We start from the raw sequence: 21609 nt of genomic DNA, 5'->3' as shown, positions 1-21609 counted from the left end.
GCCGATTCCGATTGACCCCGCGCGCCTCCCCCCGTGAAGCTGATGGTCTATCAATGCAGCTTGAGGTGGGGGACATTGACCAGTCAGAACCTGCACATCGGTCCGGATTCGGCGGCCGACCGGTACCGTCTGCTCCGCTCGATCGGGCGCGGCGGGGAAGCCGTGCTGTATCTGGCCGAGATCGAACTCGCGGGCGGATCCGAGCCCGTGGTAGTCAAGGTGCTCGACTCCAAGACGACCATCACGCCGGACATCTTCGACCGGATCAGCCAGAAGTGGAACGAGCAGGCCGAGCTGCTGCGGTTCGTCCACCGGCCGGGTGTCGTGGGCGTGCGGGAGCACTTCGAGGGCCCTCCGATCCACCGGCCCGGGGAGTCCTCGACGCTGACCGGGCGGGCGCTCGTCCTCGTCATGAACCACGTCGACGGGCTCGACCTGCGGGACTGGCGGGCCGAGCGGACGCTGGCCACCGCCGCCGAGCGGCGTGAGGTGATGCGCACGCTGGAGCAGCTGGCCGACGTACTGGACTGGCTGCACTCGGGGAAGGCCACCCCGTCCGGGCGCCAGGTCATCCACGGCGACCTCTCCCCCGGCAATGTGATGGTCGACGCGCACGGGCAGGCCACCCTGGTGGACTTCGGCCTCAGCAAGCTGACCGCCGACCACCAGACGGCCGAGGTCTGGTTCACGCCGGGCTACGCGGCGCCCGAGGTCTTCGACGGCAAGCGGACACCGGGGACGGACCGGTACGCCTTCGGGGCGATCGCGTACTTCCTGCTGAGCGGGCAGTCCCCGCCCGCAACGCCGGAGCAGCTCGCGCAGGCGCTGACCGGGCTGCCGCAGATCGCCGTGCTGGACTCCGAGCAGCGGGCGCGGATCACCTCGATCTACGCGGCCGATCCGGGGAAGCGGCCGGTGAGCCTGGCCGGCTGGATGAAGGACGTCCGCCACGCGGTGGTCTCCACGACCACGGCGACCTCGCAGCAGGCCGCCCCGGCGGCTCCGCCGAGGCCGGCCGCCCCGCCGCCGCCGGTGGTGCCGCCGCAGCCGTTCACCCCGCCGCCCGCGGCTGCGCCGGTGGCGGCTCCGCCCGCGTACGCCCCGGCCGCGCAGCCCGTGCAGCCCGTGCAGTCGGAGCCGGTCACCGCGCCGGAGCCCACGGCGCCCGCCCCGGCCCCCGTTCCTGCCCCCGTCCCCGTCCCGGTTCCGCAGCCGGAGCCGGAGCCGGAGCCGGCGGTGCCCGCCGGGTACGGCCCCACGTACAACCTGAGCCCGGCCCCCGCCCCGGAGCCCGTGCGCCCGCAGAAGAAGCGGCGGACCGGCCTGATCCTCGGCTCGGTGGCCGCGGTACTGGTGCTGGCCTCCCTCGCCGTCGTCGGCGTACAGCTCCTGGGCGACAAGGACAAGGACGACACCGCGGGGGGCGGGAAGCCCGGCGGGACGAGCGCACCACAGGCACCGGCGTCGCCTTCCTCGCCGTCGGCGCGGGCGAGCGAGTCCGCCGACCCCACGGCCTCCGAAGCCTCGCCCGGCGGATCCGCCGCTCCGGAGGGCTCGTCGAGCCCCGGGACGCCGGGTTCGGTCAAGGACAGCAACGTGGCCGATCTGACCGTGCTGTCGTCGGTCGGAGCGGTCCGGCACTTCGAAGTGGGCTCCGCCAAGCTGAACACGAAGGAGTACGGAGCCGCCCTCCTCGGCAGCTGCTACTACGGTGCGACGATCGAGTACGACGTGAACCGGGCGTGGTCCACGCTGGAGTTCACCGTGGGCGTCGACGACGGCTCGACCATGGAACAGGCCCGCGTGACCATCTCCGTGGACGACAAGCCCGCCCTCTTCTCCGAGGCGGTCCACCTGGGCAAGCCGGTCACCAAGTCCCTGGACATCAAGGGGGCCCTGCGCCTGCGCCTGAAGGTGGAGGAGGGCTGCCGGAACACCGGCAACGCCGTCATCGCCGCCCCGGTCCTCAAGCGCTGACGGCGCCGTAGTCCGACAGGAACCCGCTTACAGCACGGCCCGTTCGGCCGGGCGCTCGGCGAACGGAAGCTGCCCGATGGGCGGCTCCGCGACCCGTGCGCCCGGCAGCACCGAGGCCGCGGCGCCTCAGCCCACGCCTAGGTCGGCGCGCATGGCCGCCCGCATCTCCCGGAGCGGGTCCCAGATCCCCTGCTGTGCCTCCACCGCCGACTCCATCGACTCCCCCGCCTCCGGAGTGCCCCGCTCCAGCCGCTTCACCTGCCCATAGACGGCGGTCAGGGCGTGGTGGACCACCGTCGCGGGCGCGAGGACCGGGTCGGGGGCGATCATCTGCGCCTCTGAGTAGCGGTCGCGGAAGGCGTCCTTCGCGGCGTCGAGCGCGCCCCGGTCGGCGTCCTCGACACCGCGTTCCCGCATCGTGTGCAGATGCCGGTTGAGGGCGGTGGTGAACTGCCGGGCGTCCCGGTTGAGGTCCGCGTAACACGTGCGCCGCAGCGTCCGGTTCTCGCGTTTCTCGTCGTGGGCGCGCACGAGCTCGATCTCACGGCGCTTCGTGCGCTCGGCACCCCGCTGGGTGAGCAGCGCGCCGCCCAGCGTGCCCGCGACGCCCGCCACCGCGATGACCATCGAACCGATCTCCACCGGCACATCCCCCGACTCCACCGACCGCGTGCCCGTCGTACGCGATCACCCCGCACCCAGTCTGAACGACGGCGCCCCCGCACCGGGAGATCCGGTGCGGGGGCGCCGTACGTGAACGGGACTATTCGGAGACGCCCAGGCGCTCCAGGATGAGCTCCTTGACGCGCGCCGCGTCCGCCTGGCCGCGGGTGGTCTTCATGACCGCTCCGACCAGGGCGCCGACGGCAGCGATCTTGCCGCCGCGGATCTTGTCCGCGATGGCCGCGTTGCCCGCGATGGCCTCGTCCACGGCCGCGCCCAGCGCGCCCTCGTCCGAGACGACCTTCAGGCCGCGCTTCTCGACGACCTCGTCCGGGGTGCCCTCACCCGCGAGGACGCCTTCGAGGACCTTGCGGGCCAGCTTGTCGTTGAGCGAGCCGTCGGCGACCAGGGCCGCGACCCGGGCCACCTGCACCGGGGTGATCGGCAGCTCGTCGACGACGACGCCCTGCTCGTTGGCGTTGCGGGCCAGCTCGCCCATCCACCACTTGCGTGCGGCGGCCGAGTCGGCACCCGCCTCGATCGTGGCGACGATGGAGTCCACCGCGCCCGCGTTGAGGATCGACTGCATGTCGTGCTCGGTGACGTCCCACTCCTCGCGGAGCCGGTTGCGGCGCACGCGCGGCATCTCGGGCAGACCGCCGCGCAGCTCCTCGACCCAGCCGCGGGCCGGGGCGACGGGGACCAGGTCGGGCTCCGGGAAGTAGCGGTAGTCCTCGGCGTTGTCCTTGATGCGGCCGGCCGTGGTGGAGCCGTCCTCCTCGTGGAAGTGCCGGGTCTCCTGCACGATCGAACCGCCCGACGAGAGCACCGCCGCGTGGCGCTGGATCTCGAAGCGGGCCGCGCGCTCGACGGAACGCAGGGAGTTGACGTTCTTGGTCTCCGAGCGGGTGCCGAACTCGGACTCCGGGGTCGGGCGCAGCGACAGGTTCACGTCGCAGCGCATCTGGCCCTTGTCCATGCGGGCCTCGGAGACGCCGAGCGCCTTGATGACCTCGCGCAGCTCGGCGACGTACGCCTTGGCGACCTCGGGTGCCCGCTCGCCCGCGCCCTCGATGGGCTTGGTGACGATCTCGATGAGCGGGATGCCGGCGCGGTTGTAGTCCAGCAGGGAGTGGGACGCGCCGTGGATACGGCCGGTGGCGCCGCCGACGTGCAGCGACTTGCCGGTGTCCTCCTCCATGTGGGCGCGCTCGATCTCCACGCGGAAGATCTCGCCGTCCTCCAGCTGGACGTCCAGGAAGCCGTTGAAGGCGATGGGCTCGTCGTACTGGGAGGTCTGGAAGTTCTTCGGCATGTCCGGATAGAAGTAGTTCTTCCGGGCGAAGCGGCACCACTCGGCGATCTCGCAGTTCAGCGCGAGGCCGATCTTGATGGCCGACTCGACGCCGATCGCGTTGACGACCGGCAGGGAGCCGGGCAGACCGAGGCAGGTCGGGCAGGTCTGCGAGTTGGGCTCGGCGCCCAGCTCGGTGGAACAGCCGCAGAACATCTTGGTCTTGGTGCCGAGCTCGACATGGACCTCCAGGCCCATGACGGGGTCGTACGAGGCGAGAGCGTCCTCGTACGACATCAGTTCGGTGTAGGTGCTCACGGTGAAACTATTCCCTCTCAGCCCAGCAGGACGTCGTCGTCGCCCAGGCGCTTCAGCTCGCGGTACAGGATCGCGAGGCCGGTGACGATGGCGGCGGCGGACACGGCGGCGTCGACCAGCTTCAGCACGTCGTTCTCGCTGCGGGCCTTCTTGACCTGCTTGATCACGCTGATCGCGCCGAAGGCGGTGGTGCCGATCGACAGGTAGGTGCCGGTCTTGGACTTCTTGAAGCCCTTGGCCTTGGTCAGTGCACTGGTGCTCACAGGGACGGTGCCTCCTCAAGCAGCGGGTGACCCCAGCGTGCGACGAAGGCGGCCTCGACGGCCGCACCGACCTTGTAGAGCCGGTCGTCCTTCATCGCCGGGGCGATGATCTGGAGCCCGACCGGGAGACCGTCCTCCGGTGCCAGGCCGCAGGGCAGCGACATGGCGGAGTTGCCGGCCAGGTTGGTCGGGATGGTGCACAGGTCCGCGAGGTACATGGCGAGCGGGTCGTCGGTGCGCTCGCCGATGGGGAAGGCGGTGGTCGGGGTCGTCGGGGAGACGATCACGTCGACCTGCTCGAAGGACTTCTCGAAGTCCTTCGTGATGAGGGTGCGGACCTTCTGGGCGGAGCCGTAGTACGCGTCGTAGTAGCCGGAGCTGAGCGCGTACGTGCCGAGGATGATGCGGCGCTTGACCTCGTCGCCGAAGCCGGCTTCGCGGGTCAGGGCGGTGACGTCCTCGGCGGACTTGGTGCCGTCGTCGCCGACGCGCAGGCCGTAGCGCATGGCGTCGAAGCGGGCCAGGTTCGAGGAGCACTCGGACGGCGCAATCAGGTAGTACGCGGCCATCGCGAGATCGAAGGACGGGCAGTCCAGCTCGACGATCTCGGCGCCGAGCTCCTTGAGGAGCTCCACCGACTCGTTGAAGCGCTGGACGACACCGGCCTGGTAGCCCTCACCGGCGAACTGCTTGACCACACCGACGCGCATACCGGCCACCGAGCCGTTGCGGGCGGCCTCGACGACCGGCGGGACCGGGGCGTCGATGGAGGTGGAGTCGAGCGGGTCGTGCCCGGCGATCACCTCGTGCAGGAGGGCCGCGTCCAGGACCGTACGGGCGCAGGGCCCGCCCTGGTCGAGGGAGGAGGAGAAGGCGACCATGCCGTAGCGGGAGACACCGCCGTACGTGGGCTTCACGCCGACCGTGCCCGTGACGGCGGCGGGCTGGCGGATGGAACCGCCGGTGTCGGTGCCGATGGCGAGCGGGGCCTGGAAGGCGGCGAGGGCCGCCGCGGAGCCGCCGCCGGAACCGCCGGGGATCCGGGTGAGGTCCCACGGGTTGCCGGTGGGGCCGTAGGCGCTGTTCTCGGTGGAGGACCCCATGGCGAACTCGTCCATGTTGGTCTTGCCGAGGATGACGACGTCGGCTTCCTTCAGCTTGCGCGTCAGGGTGGCGTCGTAGGGCGGGATCCAGCCTTCGAGGATCTTCGAACCGACGGTCGTCGGGATCCCGACCGTGGTGAAGATGTCCTTGAGGGCGAGGGGCACGCCGGCCAGCGGGCCGAGCTTCTCGCCGGCCGCGCGCTTGGCGTCGACGGCGCGGGCTTGGGCGAGCGCGCCCTCGCGGTCCACGTGCAGGAAGGCGTTGACCTTCTCGTCGGTGGCGTCGATGCGGGCCAGGTGGGCCTCGGTCACCTCGACGGCCGTGAGCTCGCCGGAGGCGATCTTCCCGGCGGTCTCGGCGGCCGTGAGCTTGATGATGTCGACCATGATTGTTAGTCCTCCCCCAGGATCTGCGGCACCTTGAAACGCTGCTGCTCCTGGGCGGGAGCACCGGAGAGCGCCTGCTCGGGGGTGAGCGAAGGACGGACCTCGTCCGCGCGCATGACGTTCGTCAGCGGCAGCGGGTGGGAGGTCGGCGGGACGTCTTGGTCGGCGACCTCGGAGACACGGGCGACCGCGCCGATGATGTCGCCGAGCTGTCCGGCGAAGTGATCCAGCTCGTTGCTGGACAGCTCAAGGCGCGCCAGCCGAGCGAGGTGGACGACCTCCTCGCGCGTAATGCCAGGCATGCAGCGATCCTCTGGGGGTGGGTGGATGTTTCGTTTCGGACCCAATCCTATGGGGCCGGGCGCTCGGCCTGCGAAACGGTTTGCGCGGATGCCGGGACGGGCCGCGGCGCGGAGCCTCCCGGGCTCCGCCCGGACCCGCGCCTCACACGCCGGCGGGGCTGGATCTTCCAGCCCCGCCGGCGTGTGAGGCGGGCGGGGTGCGGGGGCGCCGCCCCCGCAGCGGCGCCGCGGGATCAGACCGCGTCGGCCTCGGCCGCGGCGAGCTCCGCCGTGATGTCCGCCGGGCGGCGCCAGCCGCGCTCGCCGCGGGCCAGCAGCCAGGCGGTGGCCTCCTGCGGCGGCATGGCGGCGGCGACCAGCCAGCCCTGGACGGCGTCGCAGCCCAGGTCCCGCAGGCGCTCCCACGTCTCGTCGTCCTCCACGCCCTCCGCCACGACCAGCAGGCCCAGCGAGTGCGCCAGGTCCACCGTGCACCGGACGATCTCCGCGTCCTGCGCGTCGACCGCCAGCCGGCCGACGAACGAGCGGTCGATCTTCAGCTCGCTGACCGGCAGGCGGCGCAGGTGCACGAGGGAGGAGTAGCCGGTGCCGAAGTCGTCGAGTGACATCTTCACGCCGTGGCCGGTGAGCCCGGCCATGGTGTCCGCGGCCCGCTGGGGGTCCTCCAGCAGGACGTGTTCCGTTATCTCCAGCTGCAGCCCGCTCGCCGGGACCCCGTGGCGGGCCAGTCGCGCGGCGACGGCGCCCGCGAAGCCCGGGGTGTGGACGTCGCGCGGTGAGACGTTGACGGCGACCGGGACCTTGAGGCCCTGGGCCCGCCACCGCGCGACCTGGGCGAGGGCGGTCTCCAGTACGTACTCGGTCAGGTGCGGCATCAGCCCGGAGGTCTCGGCGATCGCGATGAACTCGTCCGGCGACACCCGTCCGCGTTCCGGGTGCACCCACCGTACGAGGGCTTCGAGCCCGGCCACCTGGCCGTCGAAGCGGACCTTCGGCTGGTAGTGCAGTTCCACTTCGCCTGCGTCCAGGGCCCTGCGGAGGTCGCCGAGGAGGCCCAGGCGGTCGGGGGTGTTGCTGTCGCGCTTGGACTCGTACACCTCCACGCCCGTGCGGTCGCGCTTGGCCTGGTACATCGCCACGTCCGCGCGCCGCAGCAGCCCCTCCGCGTCGAGCGCGTGATCGGGGAAGACGGCGAGGCCGGCGCTGGCCTCCAGGACGAGGGTCAGGCCGTCCAGGTCGAGCGGGGAGCTGAGATCGGCGACCAGGTGGCGGGCGATGCGCTGGGCGCTGGTGGTGGAGTCGGTGAAGGGGAGCAGGACGGCGAACTCGTCGCCGCCGAGCCGGGCCGCCTCCGCGTCCTCGGGGAGGGCCTGGCGCAGCCGTTCGGCGATCTGCAGGAGCAGCCGGTCGCCCGCCAGGTGCCCCAGGGTGTCGTTGACCGCCCGGAAGCGGTCCAGGTCGATGAGCACGAGGGCGGCCCGGGTGCCGGAACGTTCGGCCTCGTCCAGGGCGGACCAGGCCCGCTCCAGCAGCCACTGCCGGTTGGGCAGCCCGGTCAGCGGGTCCCTCAGCTGCTCCTCGGCGCGTGCCCGGGCGATCCACAGGGTGGAGTCCAGGGCGATCAGCGGTACGGCGAACAGCGGCAGCAGCACCGGCTGGGTGACGGCGACGACACAGATCAGGGGGGCGATGCCGAGCAGCGCGACGGCTACTAAGGCCTGCCGGAGCAGGGCGGTGCGGGCGACGGTGGGCAGCCCGCCGCCGCGCGGGGCCAGCGCGATCCAGAGCAGGACGCGGGTGGCGAGGAGGTAGGCGACGGCGACGAGGACGATCTCGGGGACCGCCTCCAGCCCCCAGAAGGTGGGCAGCCAGGGGTTCTCGACGGAGGGCACCTCGCCGAAGGCGGCGAGTACGAGGGCCCCGGCGCCGATGCCGAGGATGTCGACGGAGCCGTGCAGCAGCCCCTGCCGCCAGCGGTGCCTGCGGGCCGCCCCGACCAGGGAGACCACGGCGAGGGAGACCAGTCCGGCGGGGACCCATCCGTAGAGGATGAGGACGCCGAGGGTGAGGGCGGCGCCCGATCCGGTGCCGCCCCACCAGCGGTCGCGGCCGAGGGCGACGAGGTGGCCGACGATGATGCCGGTGAGGAGGGCCAGTGCCCAGCCGACCGGGCCGCCGGGGAACAGCGCGTGACGGCCGCTCAGCGCGGACACGATGCCGGTGGTGAGCACCGCGACGGCGAGTCCCACGACGAGGAAGGGCAGCACACCGCGCCGCTCCTGTCCGCCCGCACCGGTGTCGAGCGGTCGGGTCTCGGGCGTCCTGGTACCCAGGACACCGAGTCTGCCCGCCCTGCCCGCCCGCATGGACGGGAGTTCCCCGCCGAATTCAGGTGACGGGTCGGCGCTTTCGGTGGGTTTCATGCCCGTACCTCTCACAGCCGGCGATGCCGATGTCACGCGATGGCCCCGATGTCATGCCACCACGGCCGAAATCGCATCCTGCAGCCGTGCACGACAGGCGCACCCCTCAACAGTAGGACGCGCGAGGCTTCCAGGGGCAGCGGTCGGCAGTGGTTGCCCGAATGCGACCCAGCCATCCTCATCAGTACGGTATCCGCCGAACGGGTGAGTTTGGACAGGACCCCCTCGTCACCCATCCGATGATCCGACAGGTCACCGCCCTGCGACCAGCCTTGTACCGGCCGTTTACCACCGTTCGCCGCGCCTGGCGTGCGCCCGCCCGTACGGCCGCACGCCACGCATCCGTTCGCCTTCGCTACTCCCCCTCGGGGATCCCCCTTTCGGTACTACTCCCCTTCACCCCCGCCGTCCACCGGGAGCGCGGCCTCTCTTGCCGCGTCCGGCCCCTGCTCCAGCAGCACGGCGAACCCGGCGTCGTCGAGGACGGCGAGCTTCAATTGCACGGCCTTGTCGTACTTCGAGCCGGGGTTGTCGCCGACCACGACGAAGGAGGTCTTCTTCGACACGGATCCGGTGACCTTGGCACCGCGGCTCTGCAGGGCCTCCTTCGCGCCGTCCCGCGTGTGGCTCTGCAAAGTGCCGGTGACGACGACGGTCAGTCCCTCGAGCGGCCGAGGCCCCTCCTCCTCGGCGGAACCTTCCTCCTCCATCCGGACCCCGGCCTCCCGCCACTTGCGCAGGATCTCCTGGTGCCAATCGACGGCGAACCACTCCTTGAGGGAGGCGGCGATGATCGCGCCGACCCCCTCGGTGGCGGTCAGCTCCTCCTCCGTGGCCTGCTCGATGCGCTCGATCGACCGGAACTCCCGGGCGAGGGCCTCGGCCGCGACCGGTCCGACGTGACGGATCGACAGGCCGTTGATGATGCGGGCGAGCGGGCGCTCCTTGGCGGCGGCGATGTGCTCCAGCATGGCCAGGGCGTTCTTCTTCGGCTCGCCCTTCTGGTTGGCGAAGACCGTGACGATCTTCTCGTCGCCCGTCTTGGGGTCCCGCTTGGGCAGCCCGCTGTCCGGGTCCAGGACGTACGCCTTGATGGGCAGCAGCTGCTCGATGGTCAGGCCGAAGAGGTCGCCCTCGTCCAGCAGCGGCGGTTCGGCCGGCTCCAGCGGGCCGGTGAGCGCGGCCGCCGCCACCATGCCGAAGTTCTCGATGTCCAGGGACTGCCGGCCGCCCAGGTAGAAGAGCCGCTCGCGCAACTGGGCGGGGCAGGTCTGGGCGTTGGGGCACCGGACGTCGATGTCCCCCTCCTTCATCGGCCGCAGTTCCGTCCCGCACGCGGGACAGATGGCCGGCATCACGAACTCCCGCTCGCTGCCGTCGCGCAGGTCCACCACCGGGCCGAGGATCTCGGGGATGACGTCGCCCGCCTTGCGCAGGACGACGGTGTCCCCGATGAGGACGCCCTTGGCCTTGACGACCTCCTGGTTGTGCAGCGTCGCGAATTCCACCTCGGAGCCCGCCACCTTCACCGGTTCCACCTGGGCGTACGGGGTCACCCGGCCGGTGCGGCCGACGCCGACCTTGATGTCGATCAGCTTGGTGTTGACCTCTTCGGGAGCGTACTTCCAGGCGATCGCCCAGCGCGGGGCGCGCGCGGTGGAGCCGAGCCGGCCCTGGAGTGCGATCTCGTCGAGCTTGACGACCACGCCGTCGATCTCGTGCTCCACCGAGTGCCGGTTCACGCCGAAGTCCGCGATGAAGTCCCGGACCTCGGCGAGCGTGGAGACCACCTTGTTGTGCTGCGCGGTCGGCAGACCCCACTCGTGCAGCAGCGCGTACGCCTGCGACTGGCGCTCGATCTCGAAGCCCTCGCGGGCGCCGATGCCGTGCACGACCATGTGCAGCGGGCGGCTCGCGGTGACTTTGGGGTCCTTCTGCCGCAGCGAACCGGCCGCCGCGTTGCGCGGGTTGGCGAAGGGCTTGCCCTCCGCCTCCACGAGGCGCGCGTTGAGCTCCTGGAACTTCTCCATCGGGAAGTAGACCTCGCCGCGGATCTCGACGAGCGCCGGGATCCGGTCGCCCCCCAGCCGGTCCGGGATCTCGGCGATGGTGCGGACGTTGGGCGTGATGTCCTCACCGGTGCGGCCGTCGCCGCGGGTGGCCGCCCGGGTCAGGCGGCCGTTCTCGTAGGTGAGGTTGACGGCGAGGCCGTCCACCTTGAGCTCGCACAGGTAGTGGTAGTCCGAGGTGTTCACGTCCCGGGCCACCCGCTCGGCCCAGGCGGCCAGTTCCTCGTCGTCGAAGGCGTTGTCGAGGGAGAGCATCCGTTCCCGGTGCTCGACGGAGGCGAAGTCCGTCTCGTACGCCCCGGCCACCTTCTGGGTGGGCGAGTCGGGCGTCCGCAGCTCCGGATACTGCTCCTCCAGCGCCTCCAGCGAGCGCAGCAGCTGGTCGAACTCGGCGTCGCTGACGACCGGCTGGTCGTTCACGTAGTACCGGAAGCGGTGCTCCTCGACCTGCTCGGCCAGCAGCGCGTGCTGATCACGCACCGCCGCCGGTACTGCCGTGTCCTGCTGTTCGGCTGCCATGCCGTGTCCTCCCGTGGCCCGTCTCGACCGTCACTCAGGGTTGTCGGCGAGCGACCTCGCCGCCCTGACGCAATGCGCCTGCACCGCGCGGGCGTAGGCGGGTGAGGCACCCGCCAGACCGCACGACGGGGTGACCACGACGGACTCCGCCAGAGTCCCCGGGGCCAGCCCCAGCCTGCGCCAGAGCTTCCTGACACCCATGACGCTACCGCCCGGGTCCGACAACGGGGCGTCCGTGCCGGGCACCACTCCGGCGAAGAGTTTCGTGCCGCCCTCGACGGCCTCCCCGATGGCGTCGTCCTCGCGCTCGGTGAGCAGGGAGAAATCGAACGACACTCCCGTGGCGCCGGCTCTGCGGAGCAGGCCGAAGGGGACCTCGGGTGCGCAGGAGTGCACGACGACCTCCCCGTCGTGGACGGCGAACAGGTCGCGCAGCGCGCCCTCGACCACCTGCCGGTCGACGGCGCGGTAGGTGCGGTAGCCGCTCGCCGAGCGGACCCGGCCGAGCAGTACGGCCGTCAGCGACGGCTCATCGAGCTGCAGCACGACCTGGGCCCCGGGGATGCGCTTGCGTACGTCGGCCAGGTGCTCGCGCAGGCCCTCGGCCAGCGATCCGGCCAGGTCCCGGCAGGCCCCCGGGTCCTGGAGCATGGCCTCGCCGCCGTGCAGTTCCAGGGCGGCGGCGAGCGTCCACGGCCCGACGGCCTGGACCTTGAGCTTGCCCGTGTAGCCCTGGGTGAACTCCTCCAGTGCGTCGAGGTCCTCGCCGAGCCAGGACCGGGCCCGCTTCGAGTCCCGTCCCGGGCGGTCGCTGATCCGCCAGCCGCTGGGCTCGACGTGGGCGTACATGTCGACGAGCAGGCCGAGGGAGCGGCCGATCATGTCCGCACCGGGCCCGCGGGCGGGCAGCTCGGCGAGGTAGGGGAACTCCTCGAAGGATCCGGTGACGGTCTTCGCGGCCTCACGGGCGTCGCCGCCGGGCAGCGATCCGACGCCGGTGGCGCCCGCGCTCATCGGCCCGGCCGGACGCTCAGGTCGTTGACCTCGGCGTCGCGGGGCAGGTCGATGGCCATGACGATCGTGGTCGCCACGGACTCGGGGTCGATCCAGTCGGCCGGGTCGTAGTCCTTGCCCTCCTGGGAGTGCACCTTGGCCTGCATGGGGCTGGCGGTGCGGCCCGGGTAGACGGAGGTGACGCGGATGCCGTGGGGCTTCTCCTCGTCGCGCAGCGAGTCGGCGAGGGCCTTGAGACCGTGCTTGGAGGCGGCGTACGCGCTCCAGTCGGCGTGGGCGCGCAGGCCGGCGCCGGAGTTCACGAAGACGATGTCGGCCTGCGAGGCCCGCAGGGTGGGCAGCAGCAGCCGGGTGACCTCGGCGGGGGCGATCAGGTTCACGTTGAGCTGCTGGTGCCAGGTCTTGGGCCGGAGCTCACCGACCGGTCCGAGGTCGACGATCCCGGCGATGTGCAGCAGGGAGTCGATCCGTTCCGGGACGGCCTGCTTGGAGAACGCCCACGACAGCCGGTCGGGGTCGGCGAGGTCGCCGACGAGGGACGTGGCGCCGGGGTAGCGCTCGACGAGCTGACGGGCGCGGCCGGCGTCCCGGGCGAGGAGGACGAGGTCGTCGCCGCGGGCGTGCAGCCGGGCCGCGACGGCGGCGCCGATGCCGGAGCCGGCACCGGTGATCAAGTGAGTAGCCATACCGCCCATGCTCGCACCCCGCCATCCCCTGTCACCCCCCGTCATCCCCCGTCATCCCCCGTCATCCCTCGTCGTCCCCCGTCATCCCCCGGCGGCCTGCCGGTACGCCGCCTCGATCCGGGCCCGAACGGGCGGCGCCTGCCGGGTGGTGAGGCTCCTCCCGGTGAGTCCCGCCAGGCAGAGGAGCCCGTCGCGTTCATCGGTGGGGATCGGCGTCCAGTGCCGCAGCGCCGCGTCCCGTACGGAGATCAGCGCGGCCGTGTCGTCCGGCTCGGTCGGATCGAAGCGGCCGCCCGAGGCCGCGCGATGCCCGGCCCAGCGGTCCTCCCAGAACTCGACCGTCCAGCCCGGCCAGCGCGCGGCCACCGTGTCGGAGTGGATCTGGGTCCCGATGGTCCACCAGCCGACCCGGCGGCGGTGCGCGTCGATGTGCACACCGCCCTCGGCGAGCCCGTGGTGGCCGCCCTCGTCCGTCGCCCCGTCCAGGAAGCCGAGCAGGGCCGGACCGTGCATGACGGGGTGGTCGAAGCCGTAGCCCACCAGGTGGCAGCGGTCCGGGCCGTCCAGGGTCACCACGGTGGACGGCATGCCCGGAACCGGGGTGTGCGGCACCCCGGGCCGGGAGACGAAGAGGTCGTCGGCCCAGGCCGGGCGCTCGCGGTCCTCGTCGTCCGCGGGGTCGAGGCCGAGGTGGCTCCGCAGCCCGGTCTGGGCGCCGTAGATCCAGTGGACCTCCCAGCCGGGCCAGGCGGCCCGCAGGAGGGCGAAGGCGGCCCGGCGGGTGTACGGCTCGACGAGGGGGCCCTCCATGACGAACAGCCGCAGGACCTTGCGGTCCGGGTCCACCGCGACGCCCGCGTCGATCTTGTCGTCGGGCCGCCAGGAGTACGGCTGTCCGTACGCGCGGCCCCGGCGCATCAGGGCCAACAGGAAGTCCGGACCGGCCAGCAGGTCGGGTTCCAGGCCCCCGGCCCCCCAGTCGTCGTCGGTGGCCCCGTATCCGTCCGGTCCGCCGAGGATGTAGACGACCGGGTTCATCGCGGCCCCGCGGCTTCGCGCAGGGCCGCGGCCGTCCGCCGGGCGTCGTAGTCGGCCGGGACGCCCTCGACCAGGATGACCTCGCCCGGGATGTGGTCGGTGCGCAGCGGGATGATGGCCCGGTAGGCGTCGGAGGCGTACCAGGCGCGGGCGCTCTCGATGTCCGGGAAGCCGATCATGACGACGGTGCCGGGGAAGGGGCCCTCCATGACCTCGACCTCCTTGCCGTGGACGAGGAAGCGGCCGCCGAAGGGTTCCATCGTCGACGGGATCCGCTCGATGTACTCGAGGATGTCCTCGTTCATGGTGTCGGGGCGTATGTGGGCGATGGCGTACGCGGTCATGGTCTCTCCCCCTGTGAACGGGCCCGCCGGTGCGGGCCGTTGCTCCGATCCTGTCAGCACGCGGCCGCGCCGGCGATGACCTGCGAGGTCATGCCGATGCGGGCTGGAAGGTGCGCCGGTAGGCGATCGGGGAGACGCCGAGCGTGGAACGCATGTGCTGGCGCAGGGAGTTGGCCGATCCGAAGCCCGCACGGTGGGCGACCAGGTCGACCGGGAGATCGCTGGATTCCAGCAAATGGCGCGCCAGTTCCAGGCGTTGGGCGGTGAGCCACTGCACCGGGGTCATGCCGACTTCGTCGCGGAAGCGCCGGGTGAAGGTGCGCAGGCTCATCCGGGCGTGCGCGGCCAGTTCGGCGAGGGTGACCGGTTCGGCGAGGCGTTCCAGGGCCCAGGCGCGGGTGGCGGTGGTGGTGGCGAGCGTCGGCTCCGGGACGGGCCGGTCGATGTACTGGACCTGGCCGCCGTCCCGCCAGGGCGGGACCACGCACAGCCGCGCGGCCCGGTTGGCGACGCCCGTGCCGTGGTCCTGGCGGATCAGGTAGAGGCAGAGGTCGATGCCGGCCGCCACGCCGGCCGAGGTGAGGATGTCGCCGTCGTCGACGAAGAGGACCTCCTCGTCGAGCCGCACGCGCGGGAAGCCGCGCTGGAACTCGGGCGCGTGCAGCCAGTGGGTGGTGGCGGGCCGGCCGTCGAGCAGCCCGGCGGCGGCGAGGACGTAGGAGCCGGTGCACAGGGAGACCAGCCGGGTGCCGGGCCGGATCGCGGCGAGGGCGTCGGTCAGCGGTTGCGGCAGGGGGGCGCCGTGCGCGAGCTCGTCCATGGCGTGGGTGGGCGTGACGATCACGGTGTCGGCGGCGGCGAGGGCCTCGGGGCCGGCCGTGACGCCGACGGTGAAGCCCGCGTCGCTGGTCACGGGCAGGCCGTCGGCGGTGCAGACGGTCACCTCGTAGAGCGGATTCCCGGCCTCGTCGTGGGCGTTGCCGAAGACGCGGGAGGGGATGCCGAGCTCGAACGGGGGGACCCCTTCGAGGGCGAGTACGGCGATTCGGTGCATGGCCAGATCCTGACACATGGTGGCCGTACGGCCAACACTACGGGGGTCGGCGAGCGGAGACAGTGAGGTCATCGGCCGGGACACCGGCACCGGAGAACCCAGCAAGGAGACATGTCATGCGCGCCGTCGTCATCAGCAAGTGGGGCGGACCCGAGGTCCTCGTCGAGACGGACGCCGAGCGTCCGGAGCCCGGCATGGGCGAGGTCCTGGTCCGGGTCCACGCCGCCGGCGTCAACCCGGTGGACTGGAAGACGCGCGAGAGCGGCGCCCTGATCCCCTGGGGCCCGGTGCCGGCGGTCGGCTGGGACGTGTCCGGCACCGTCGAGGCCGTGGGACCGGGCGTGACCCTGTACCGGGCGGGCGACGAGGTCTACGGGATGCCCCGCTTCCCGCAGCAGGCCGGCGCGTACGCCGAGTACGTGACGGGCCCCGCCCGGCACTTCGCCCACAAGCCGGCCACGCTGGACCACGTGCAGGCCGCGGCCCTGCCGCTGGCCGCGCTGACCGCCTGGCAGGCCCTGGTGGACACGGCCGGGGTGAGCGCCGGGCAGCGGGTGCTGGTGCACGCGGCGGCCGGCGGCGTGGGTCACCTGGCGGTGCAGATCGCCAAGGCCCGCGGCGCTTACGTGATCGGCACCGCGAGCGCCGGCAAGCACGAGCTGCTGCGCGAGCTCGGCGCCGACGAGGTGATCGACTACCGCACCACGGACTTCGAGGACGCCGTCGCCGACGTGGACGTCGTGATCGACGCCATCGGCGGGGACTACACGCAGCGCTCGCTGAAGGTCCTCAAGACCGGCGGCCACCTGGTGACCCTGCCCGGCCCCGACTCCCTCCCGGCCGACCCGCAGGGCGTGCACGCCTCCTGGGTGCTGGTGGAGCCGGACCTCGGCGGCCTGCGGGAGATCGCGGCCCTCGTCGAGCAGGGCCTGCTGAAGCCGCTGGTCGACACGGTGCTGCCGCTGGAGCAGGCCGCCAAGGCCCACGAGATCGGCGAGCAGGGCCGCACCACCGGCAAGATCGTCCTGACCGTCGCCTGAGCGCGCTGCGCCCCGGGCGGCCCTCAGCCGGTGGGCCGCCCGCGCAGGTGACGCTCCGGACGGGCGTGGCGGAACCTGTGGACGACGCCGACGCGGCGCAGGACGCCGCGCCGGTAGGCGTCCTCCAGAAAGGCGTCCGCCGCCCAGGGGAGGCGGCCGATCCTGGAGATCAACGCGAGCATCCTGGCGAACCACGGCGGCAGCGGCACCGTGTGGTATTCGGCGGCCTGATCCGCACCGCGCGACGCCGCGGCCCGTCCGGGGGGACGGACCGCGGCGTCGTGGCGCGGAGGGGGCCGGTCAGACGGTGGCGGCGGCCCGCGTCGTGGTCGCGATGGTGGCCGAGCCGACCACGCGGGTGCCGTCGTAGAGCACGATCGCCTGGCCGGGGGCGACGCCCCGGACCGGCTCGGTGAAGGAGACGCGCAGCTCGCCGTCCACGACCTCGGCGAAGACCTCGGTCTCGCCTCCGTGGGCGCGCAGCTGGGCGGTGTACGTGCCCGGGGCCGCGGCCACGGCGCCGCACCAGCGGGGGCGGATCGCGGTGAGGGCCGTGACGTCGAGGGCTTCGACCGGGCCGACGGTGACGGTGTTGTTCACCGGGGAGATGTCGAGGACGTAGCGCGGCTTGCCGTCGGGGGCGGGGTGGCCGATGCGCAGGCCCTTGCGCTGGCCGATGGTGAAGCCGAAGGCGCCGTCGTGGGTGCCGACCTTCTCGCCGGTCGCCCCGTCGACGATGTCGCCCTCGGCCTTGCCGAGGCGGTTCGCGAGGAAGCCCTGGGTGTCGCCGTCGGCGATGAAGCAGATGTCGTGGCTGTCGGGCTTCTTCGCGACGGCCAGACCCCGCTCCTCGGCCTCGGCGCGGATCTCTTCCTTGGTGGTGAGGGTGTCACCGAGGGGGAAGAGGGCGTGGGCGAGCTGCTTCTCGTCGAGGACCCCGAGGACGTAGGACTGGTCCTTGGCCATGTCGGAGGCGCGGTGCAGTTCGCGTGAGCCGTCCTCGTTCAGCACGACGGTCGCGTAGTGGCCGGTGCAGACGGCGTCGAAGCCGAGCGCGAGGGCCTTGTCGAGCAGCGCCGCGAACTTGATCTTCTCGTTGCAGCGCAGGCAGGGGTTCGGGGTGCGCCCGGCCTCGTACTCCGAGATGAAGTCCTCGACCACGTCCTCGCGGAAGCGCTCGGCCAGGTCCCAGACGTAGAAGGGGATGCCGATGACGTCGGCCGCGCGGCGGGCGTCGCGGGAATCCTCGATGGTGCAGCAGCCACGGGCGCCGGTCCGGAAGGACTGCGGGTTCGCGGAGAGCGCGAGGTGGACGCCGGTCACGTCGTGCCCGGCTTCGACCGCACGGGCGGCGGCGACGGCGGAGTCCACTCCGCCGGACATGGCGGCCAGGATGCGAAGCGGGCGGTGTGCGGGCGGCAGGTTCTCAGTCATAGCACCGTCCAGAGTACGGGGGAACCGAGCGGGGTCACAGCGCGTTATCGGGGTACGGGGGGTGGATCACATCGTCGAGCAGGGGAACAAGGGACAGAAGTCGCCGGGGCGGACCCGCAGGGCCGTGCTGTTCGGCGGGCTCGGGGTCCTCGCGGTGGCGGGGGTCGCCGGCCGGGAGGAGATCGCCCGGGGCTGGTGGCTGATACCGGGGGTGGCCAAGCCGCGCAAGGAGGGCGAGCTCGACCACGTGGGCGCGAACTGGACGGCGGCCTCGCCGGCGAACTGGCGGATGGCGGACCGGCCCGACGACTACCGGGTGGACCGGATCGTCGTCCATGTCACACAGGGCGGCTTCGAGTCCTCGGTGGACGCCTTCCGGAATCCGTGGCACAAAGCCTCGGCGCACTACATAGTGCGCGGGGACGGCCATGTGGAGCAGATGGTGCGGGAGCTGGACGTGGCCTTCCACGCCGGGAACCGCTCGATGAACGAGCGCAGCGTCGGCATCGAGCACGTGGGCTTCGTGGACCGCCCGCAGGACTTCACGGACGAGATGTACGCGGCTTCGGCCCGGCTGGCGGCAGGCATCTGCCGCCGGTACGGCATACGGGCGGACCGCGCCCACATCGTCGGCCACTCCGAGGTACCGGGCGCCGACCACACCGATCCCGGCCGCCACTGGGACTGGAACCGGTACATCGGCCTGGTGCAGCAGGCACTCGACGAGCGGGACCCCGTCAGCTGAGGCCCGCCGTGCGGGCACGTTCCACCGCCGGGCCGATGGCCGCGGCCAGGGCCGCGACGTCCTCCTTGGTGGAGGTGTGGCCGAGGGAGAAGCGCAGGGTGCCGCGGGCCAGCTGCGGGTCGGTACCGGTCGCCAGCAGGACGTGGCTCGGCTGGGCCACGCCCGCGGTGCAGGCGGATCCGGTGGAGCACTCGATGCCCTGCGCGTCGAGCAGGAGCAGCAGGGAGTCGCCCTCGCAGCCCGGGAAGCTGAAGTGGGCATTGGCCGGGAGCCGCTCGTCGGGGTCTCCTCCGAGGACGGCGTCGGGCACGGCCGCGCGGACGGCGGCGACCAGTTCGTCGCGCAGGGCGCCGATTTCGGCGGCGAACCGCTCGCGCCGTTCGGCGGCGAGCACGGCGGCCACGGCGAAGGCGGCGACGGCCGGTACGTCGAGGGTGCCGGAACGGACGTGCCGCTCCTGGCCGCCGCCGTGCAGGACGGGTACGGGGCTCTGGTCCCGGCCGAGGAGCAGTGCCCCGATGCCGTAGGGTCCGCCGATCTTGTGGCCGCTGACGGTCATGGCGGCGAGGCCGCTGTCGCCGAAGTGGACGTCGAGCTGCCCGAAGGCCTGGACGGCGTCGGAGTGCAGCGGGATCCCGGACTCGCGGGCGATGGCGGCCAGTTCGCGGACCGGCATGACGGTGCCGATCTCGTTGTTGGCCCACATCACGGTGGCCAGGGCCACGTCGTCGGGGTTGCGCCCGACGGCTTCGCGGAAGGCGTCGGCGTGCACGCGCCCGTGGCGGTCCACGGGCAGGTACTCGACCTGCGCGCCCTCGTGCTCGGCGAGCCAGTGGACGGCGTCGAGCACGGCGTGGTGCTCGACGGGACTGGCGATGACCCGGGTCCGGGCGGGATCGGCGTCGCGCCGGGCCCAGTAGAGGCCCTTGACGGCGAGGTTGTCGGCCTCCGTGCCGCCGGCGGTGAAGACCACCTCGCTGGGACGGGCGCCGACCGCCTCGGCGAAGGCCTCGCGGGCCTCCTCCACGGTACGGCGGGCCCGGCGGCCGGCGGCGTGCAGGGAGGAGGCGTTCCCCGTGGCGGCGAACTGCGCGGTCATCGCCGCGGCGGCCTCCGGCAGCATCGGGGTGGTGGCGGCGTGGTCGAGGTAGGCCATGATCCCCCGATTCTACGAGTCGACCGGTGGCCCCTTGCGCCGCGGGACCCCGTGATGGCCGGCACGGCACTCCCGGGGAGTGCGCTGCCGGCCGGATCGGGGAGCGGTCAGGCCGGGCGCAGGGCGCGGGCCAGCTGGCGGGACTGGGCGACCAGGTGGTCCGACGAGTCCCAGACCTCCGCGTCCTCCTCCAGGAAGCCGCCGGCCAGGTTGCGGGTGGTGATGGAGACCCGGAGCGGGCCGGGGGCCGGGCGGCGCCGGACGTGGGTGGTGAGTTCCACCGTCGGGGTCCAGGCCACCAGGCCGAGGTCGAAGGCGGTCGGCGGCAGCGCGTCCACGGCCAGGAGGATGGACAGCGGGTCGGCGTCGCGGCCGTCGGCCAGCTCGAACCAGGCCCGCATCTCGCCCTTGCCGGACGGCGCACCGACGGCCCAGCCGGCGGTCGCCGGGTCCAGCCGCAGGCGCAGCCGGTCCACGATGGCGGAGCTGCCGGGGATCGGGGCCGGGCCGGCCTCGGGGCCGATGCAGTCCTCGTAGGCGGGGATGGCGGGCGGCACGGCGACGGTCCGTACGTCGTCCGGCAGGGCCGCGAGGTCGCCGTAGGAGGCGAGGACGCGGATGCGCTCGATCTCGGCGCCGTTCTCGTCGTACTGGAACAGCGAGGCCTGGCCCGTGGAGAGGGTGCGGCCGACGCGGACGACCTGCGTGCGGATCACGGCGGGGCCGGGCACGGATGAGGTCAGGTAGTGCGCGGAGACGGTGAACGGGTCCGGGTGCGGGAGGGCCGCCGACAGGGCCCGGCCGACCAGGGCCAGCAGGTAGCCGCCGTTCACGGCGGCGATGATCGTCCAGCCGGCGGAGAGTTCCGCGTCGTACACCCCGGGCTCGCCCGCGCGTGCGGTGATGGCGGTGTCGCGGTCGAACTCACTGTCGCCGATGAATGCCTTGGCAGCTGCGTGTGACATGCAAACGACGGTACACCGGCTTGCTACTAAGCGGTAGCTTTCTTTTGTTACGGCTCTTCGGCCACCGACGACCGCCGGTTCCAGGCCAGCGGCGCCCGCCAGTGGTAGCGCATGGCGAGGAGGCGGAGAACGAAGGTGGTGACGATCGCCAGGCCCGTGGTGATGCCGTTGAGCGCGTCCATGCTGATGAAGACGGCGACCATCGTGGCCCCGACGAGGGCGGGCACGGCGTACATCTCGCGGTCGCGCAGCAGCGAGGGCACCTCGTTCACCAGCACGTCGCGCAGGACGCCGCCGCCGACGGCCGTGGTGACGCCGAGCGCCGCGGAGGCGGTGAGACCGAGGCCGTACTCGTAGGCCTTGGTCGTGCCCGTCACGCAGAACAGTCCGAGGCCGGCCGCGTCGAAGACGTTGATGGCGCGGTTGATCCGCTGGACCTCGGGGTGCAGGAAGTAGACGATCGCGGCGGCGACCAGCGGGGTGACGAAGAAGCTGAGCTCACCGAAGGCGGCGGGCGGCACGGCGCCGATGACGAGGTCGCGGAAGAGACCGCCGCCCAGGGCCGTGACCAGGGCGAGGACGACGATGCCGAAGACGTCGAAGTTCTTGCGGACGGCGAGCAGGGCGCCTGCGGTGGCGAAGACGAAGATGCCGGCGAGGTCCAGGGCATGCTGGATCCCGGGCGGGAAGAGATCGTGGAGCACCGGGCCATTGTCGCCCCTCGGCCGCTCGGCTCCCGCCGGGGGACGGGCCGCTCGGCTCCGCCGGGGGGCTCGGGCCGAGGGCCGGTGCGGCTTCAGGACCCGGGGCTCCGC

Annotated in this window: 20 protein-coding genes; 3 read left to right on the top strand and 17 right to left on the bottom strand. The window is 72.4% G+C overall.

Features of this window, described 5'->3' with window-relative positions; genetic code table 11:
* Positions 1 to 75 precede the first annotated feature (75 nt).
* Positions 76 to 1977, top strand: a complete 1902-nt coding sequence (locus OG753_RS29075; protein WP_405790729.1) for a protein kinase domain-containing protein — start codon at positions 76 to 78, stop codon at positions 1975 to 1977.
* Positions 1978 to 2103: 126 nt separating this feature from the next.
* Here the strand turns inward: OG753_RS29075 and OG753_RS29070 are convergent, their stop codons facing one another.
* The 12 genes from OG753_RS29070 to OG753_RS29015 form a co-directional block, all read right to left on the bottom strand.
* Positions 2104 to 2619, bottom strand: a complete 516-nt coding sequence (locus tag OG753_RS29070; RefSeq protein ID WP_229876333.1) for a hypothetical protein — start codon at positions 2617 to 2619, stop codon at positions 2104 to 2106.
* Between the two features lie 121 nt (positions 2620 to 2740).
* Positions 2741 to 4231 (bottom strand): Asp-tRNA(Asn)/Glu-tRNA(Gln) amidotransferase subunit GatB, encoded by a 1491-nt coding sequence (gene gatB, locus OG753_RS29065; protein WP_327266946.1) that lies wholly within the window; start codon positions 4229 to 4231, stop codon positions 2741 to 2743.
* Positions 4232 to 4269: 38 nt separating this feature from the next.
* Positions 4270 to 4515, bottom strand: a complete 246-nt coding sequence (locus OG753_RS29060; protein WP_033224566.1) for a hypothetical protein — start codon at positions 4513 to 4515, stop codon at positions 4270 to 4272.
* Positions 4512 to 6005, bottom strand: a complete 1494-nt coding sequence (gatA, locus tag OG753_RS29055) for an Asp-tRNA(Asn)/Glu-tRNA(Gln) amidotransferase subunit GatA (RefSeq protein ID WP_327264571.1) — start codon at positions 6003 to 6005, stop codon at positions 4512 to 4514. The genes OG753_RS29060 and gatA overlap by 4 nt, the downstream gene beginning before the upstream one ends.
* Positions 6006 to 6010: 5 nt before the next feature.
* The gene (gatC, locus tag OG753_RS29050) at positions 6011 to 6307 is read right to left on the bottom strand and encodes an Asp-tRNA(Asn)/Glu-tRNA(Gln) amidotransferase subunit GatC (RefSeq protein WP_030010586.1); all 297 of its coding nucleotides are present in this window, start codon (positions 6305 to 6307) and stop codon (positions 6011 to 6013) included.
* A gap of 233 nt (positions 6308 to 6540) precedes the next feature.
* Positions 6541 to 8730 carry a putative bifunctional diguanylate cyclase/phosphodiesterase gene (locus tag OG753_RS29045; protein WP_383199608.1) on the bottom strand — a complete coding sequence of 730 codons (2190 nt, stop codon included), beginning with the start codon at positions 8728 to 8730 and terminating at the stop codon, positions 6541 to 6543.
* A gap of 386 nt (positions 8731 to 9116) precedes the next feature.
* Complete coding sequence (ligA, locus tag OG753_RS29040) at positions 9117 to 11318, bottom strand: NAD-dependent DNA ligase LigA (protein ID WP_405790726.1); 2202 nt, start codon at positions 11316 to 11318, stop codon at positions 9117 to 9119.
* A 30-nt stretch (positions 11319 to 11348) separates the two neighbouring features.
* The gene (locus tag OG753_RS29035) at positions 11349 to 12332 is read right to left on the bottom strand and encodes a methionine synthase (protein WP_405790725.1); all 984 of its coding nucleotides are present in this window, start codon (positions 12330 to 12332) and stop codon (positions 11349 to 11351) included.
* Positions 12329 to 13018 (bottom strand): SDR family oxidoreductase, encoded by a 690-nt coding sequence (locus tag OG753_RS29030; protein WP_327264568.1) that lies wholly within the window; start codon positions 13016 to 13018, stop codon positions 12329 to 12331. The genes OG753_RS29035 and OG753_RS29030 overlap by 4 nt, the downstream gene beginning before the upstream one ends.
* A gap of 81 nt (positions 13019 to 13099) precedes the next feature.
* On the bottom strand, positions 13100 to 14056 hold the full coding sequence (locus OG753_RS29025; protein ID WP_405790723.1) for a hypothetical protein: 957 nt from the start codon (positions 14054 to 14056) through the stop codon (positions 13100 to 13102).
* Entirely contained in the window at positions 14053 to 14400 is a 348-nt protein-coding gene (locus OG753_RS29020; protein ID WP_401273290.1) for a DUF1330 domain-containing protein, read from the bottom strand. The genes OG753_RS29025 and OG753_RS29020 overlap by 4 nt, the downstream gene beginning before the upstream one ends.
* Before the next feature lie 88 nt (positions 14401 to 14488).
* The gene (locus OG753_RS29015; protein ID WP_327264565.1) at positions 14489 to 15454 is read right to left on the bottom strand and encodes a helix-turn-helix domain-containing protein; all 966 of its coding nucleotides are present in this window, start codon (positions 15452 to 15454) and stop codon (positions 14489 to 14491) included.
* Positions 15455 to 15570: 116 nt separating this feature from the next.
* Between OG753_RS29015 and OG753_RS29010 the strand changes: the two genes are divergently transcribed.
* Entirely contained in the window at positions 15571 to 16494 is a 924-nt protein-coding gene (locus tag OG753_RS29010; protein WP_405790721.1) for an NADP-dependent oxidoreductase, read from the top strand.
* Positions 16495 to 16517: 23 nt separating this feature from the next.
* On the opposite strand, the gene OG753_RS29005 is transcribed toward OG753_RS29010, so the two are convergent.
* Both OG753_RS29005 and mnmA read right to left on the bottom strand, forming a co-directional pair.
* On the bottom strand, positions 16518 to 16667 hold the full coding sequence (locus OG753_RS29005; protein WP_327264563.1) for a hypothetical protein: 150 nt from the start codon (positions 16665 to 16667) through the stop codon (positions 16518 to 16520).
* Positions 16668 to 16794: 127 nt separating this feature from the next.
* Complete coding sequence (gene mnmA / locus OG753_RS29000; protein WP_327264562.1) at positions 16795 to 17928, bottom strand: tRNA 2-thiouridine(34) synthase MnmA; 1134 nt, start codon at positions 17926 to 17928, stop codon at positions 16795 to 16797.
* A gap of 61 nt (positions 17929 to 17989) precedes the next feature.
* Between mnmA and OG753_RS28995 the strand changes: the two genes are divergently transcribed.
* A complete protein-coding gene (locus OG753_RS28995) occupies positions 17990 to 18673 on the top strand; it encodes an N-acetylmuramoyl-L-alanine amidase (protein WP_327264561.1) in 684 nt (227 codons plus the stop codon).
* Here the strand turns inward: OG753_RS28995 and OG753_RS28990 are convergent.
* From OG753_RS28990 to OG753_RS28980, 3 genes are all read right to left on the bottom strand, one after another.
* Positions 18666 to 19829, bottom strand: a complete 1164-nt coding sequence (locus tag OG753_RS28990) for a cysteine desulfurase family protein (protein ID WP_405790719.1) — start codon at positions 19827 to 19829, stop codon at positions 18666 to 18668. The two genes, OG753_RS28995 and OG753_RS28990, sit on opposite strands and share 8 nt — an antisense overlap.
* A gap of 107 nt (positions 19830 to 19936) precedes the next feature.
* Positions 19937 to 20794: a thioesterase family protein gene (locus OG753_RS28985; RefSeq protein ID WP_383199630.1), complete on the bottom strand. Its 858-nt coding sequence runs from the start codon at positions 20792 to 20794 to the stop codon at positions 19937 to 19939.
* Between the two features lie 47 nt (positions 20795 to 20841).
* On the bottom strand, positions 20842 to 21498 hold the full coding sequence (locus OG753_RS28980; RefSeq protein WP_327264558.1) for a trimeric intracellular cation channel family protein: 657 nt from the start codon (positions 21496 to 21498) through the stop codon (positions 20842 to 20844).
* Positions 21499 to 21609 lie beyond the last annotated feature (111 nt).

Origin of the sequence: Streptomyces sp. NBC_00029, assembly GCF_045160505.1 — a bacterium.
GTDB lineage: Bacteria > Actinomycetota > Actinomycetes > Streptomycetales > Streptomycetaceae > Streptomyces.
This window is presented reverse-complemented; position numbering and strand designations above follow the sequence as displayed.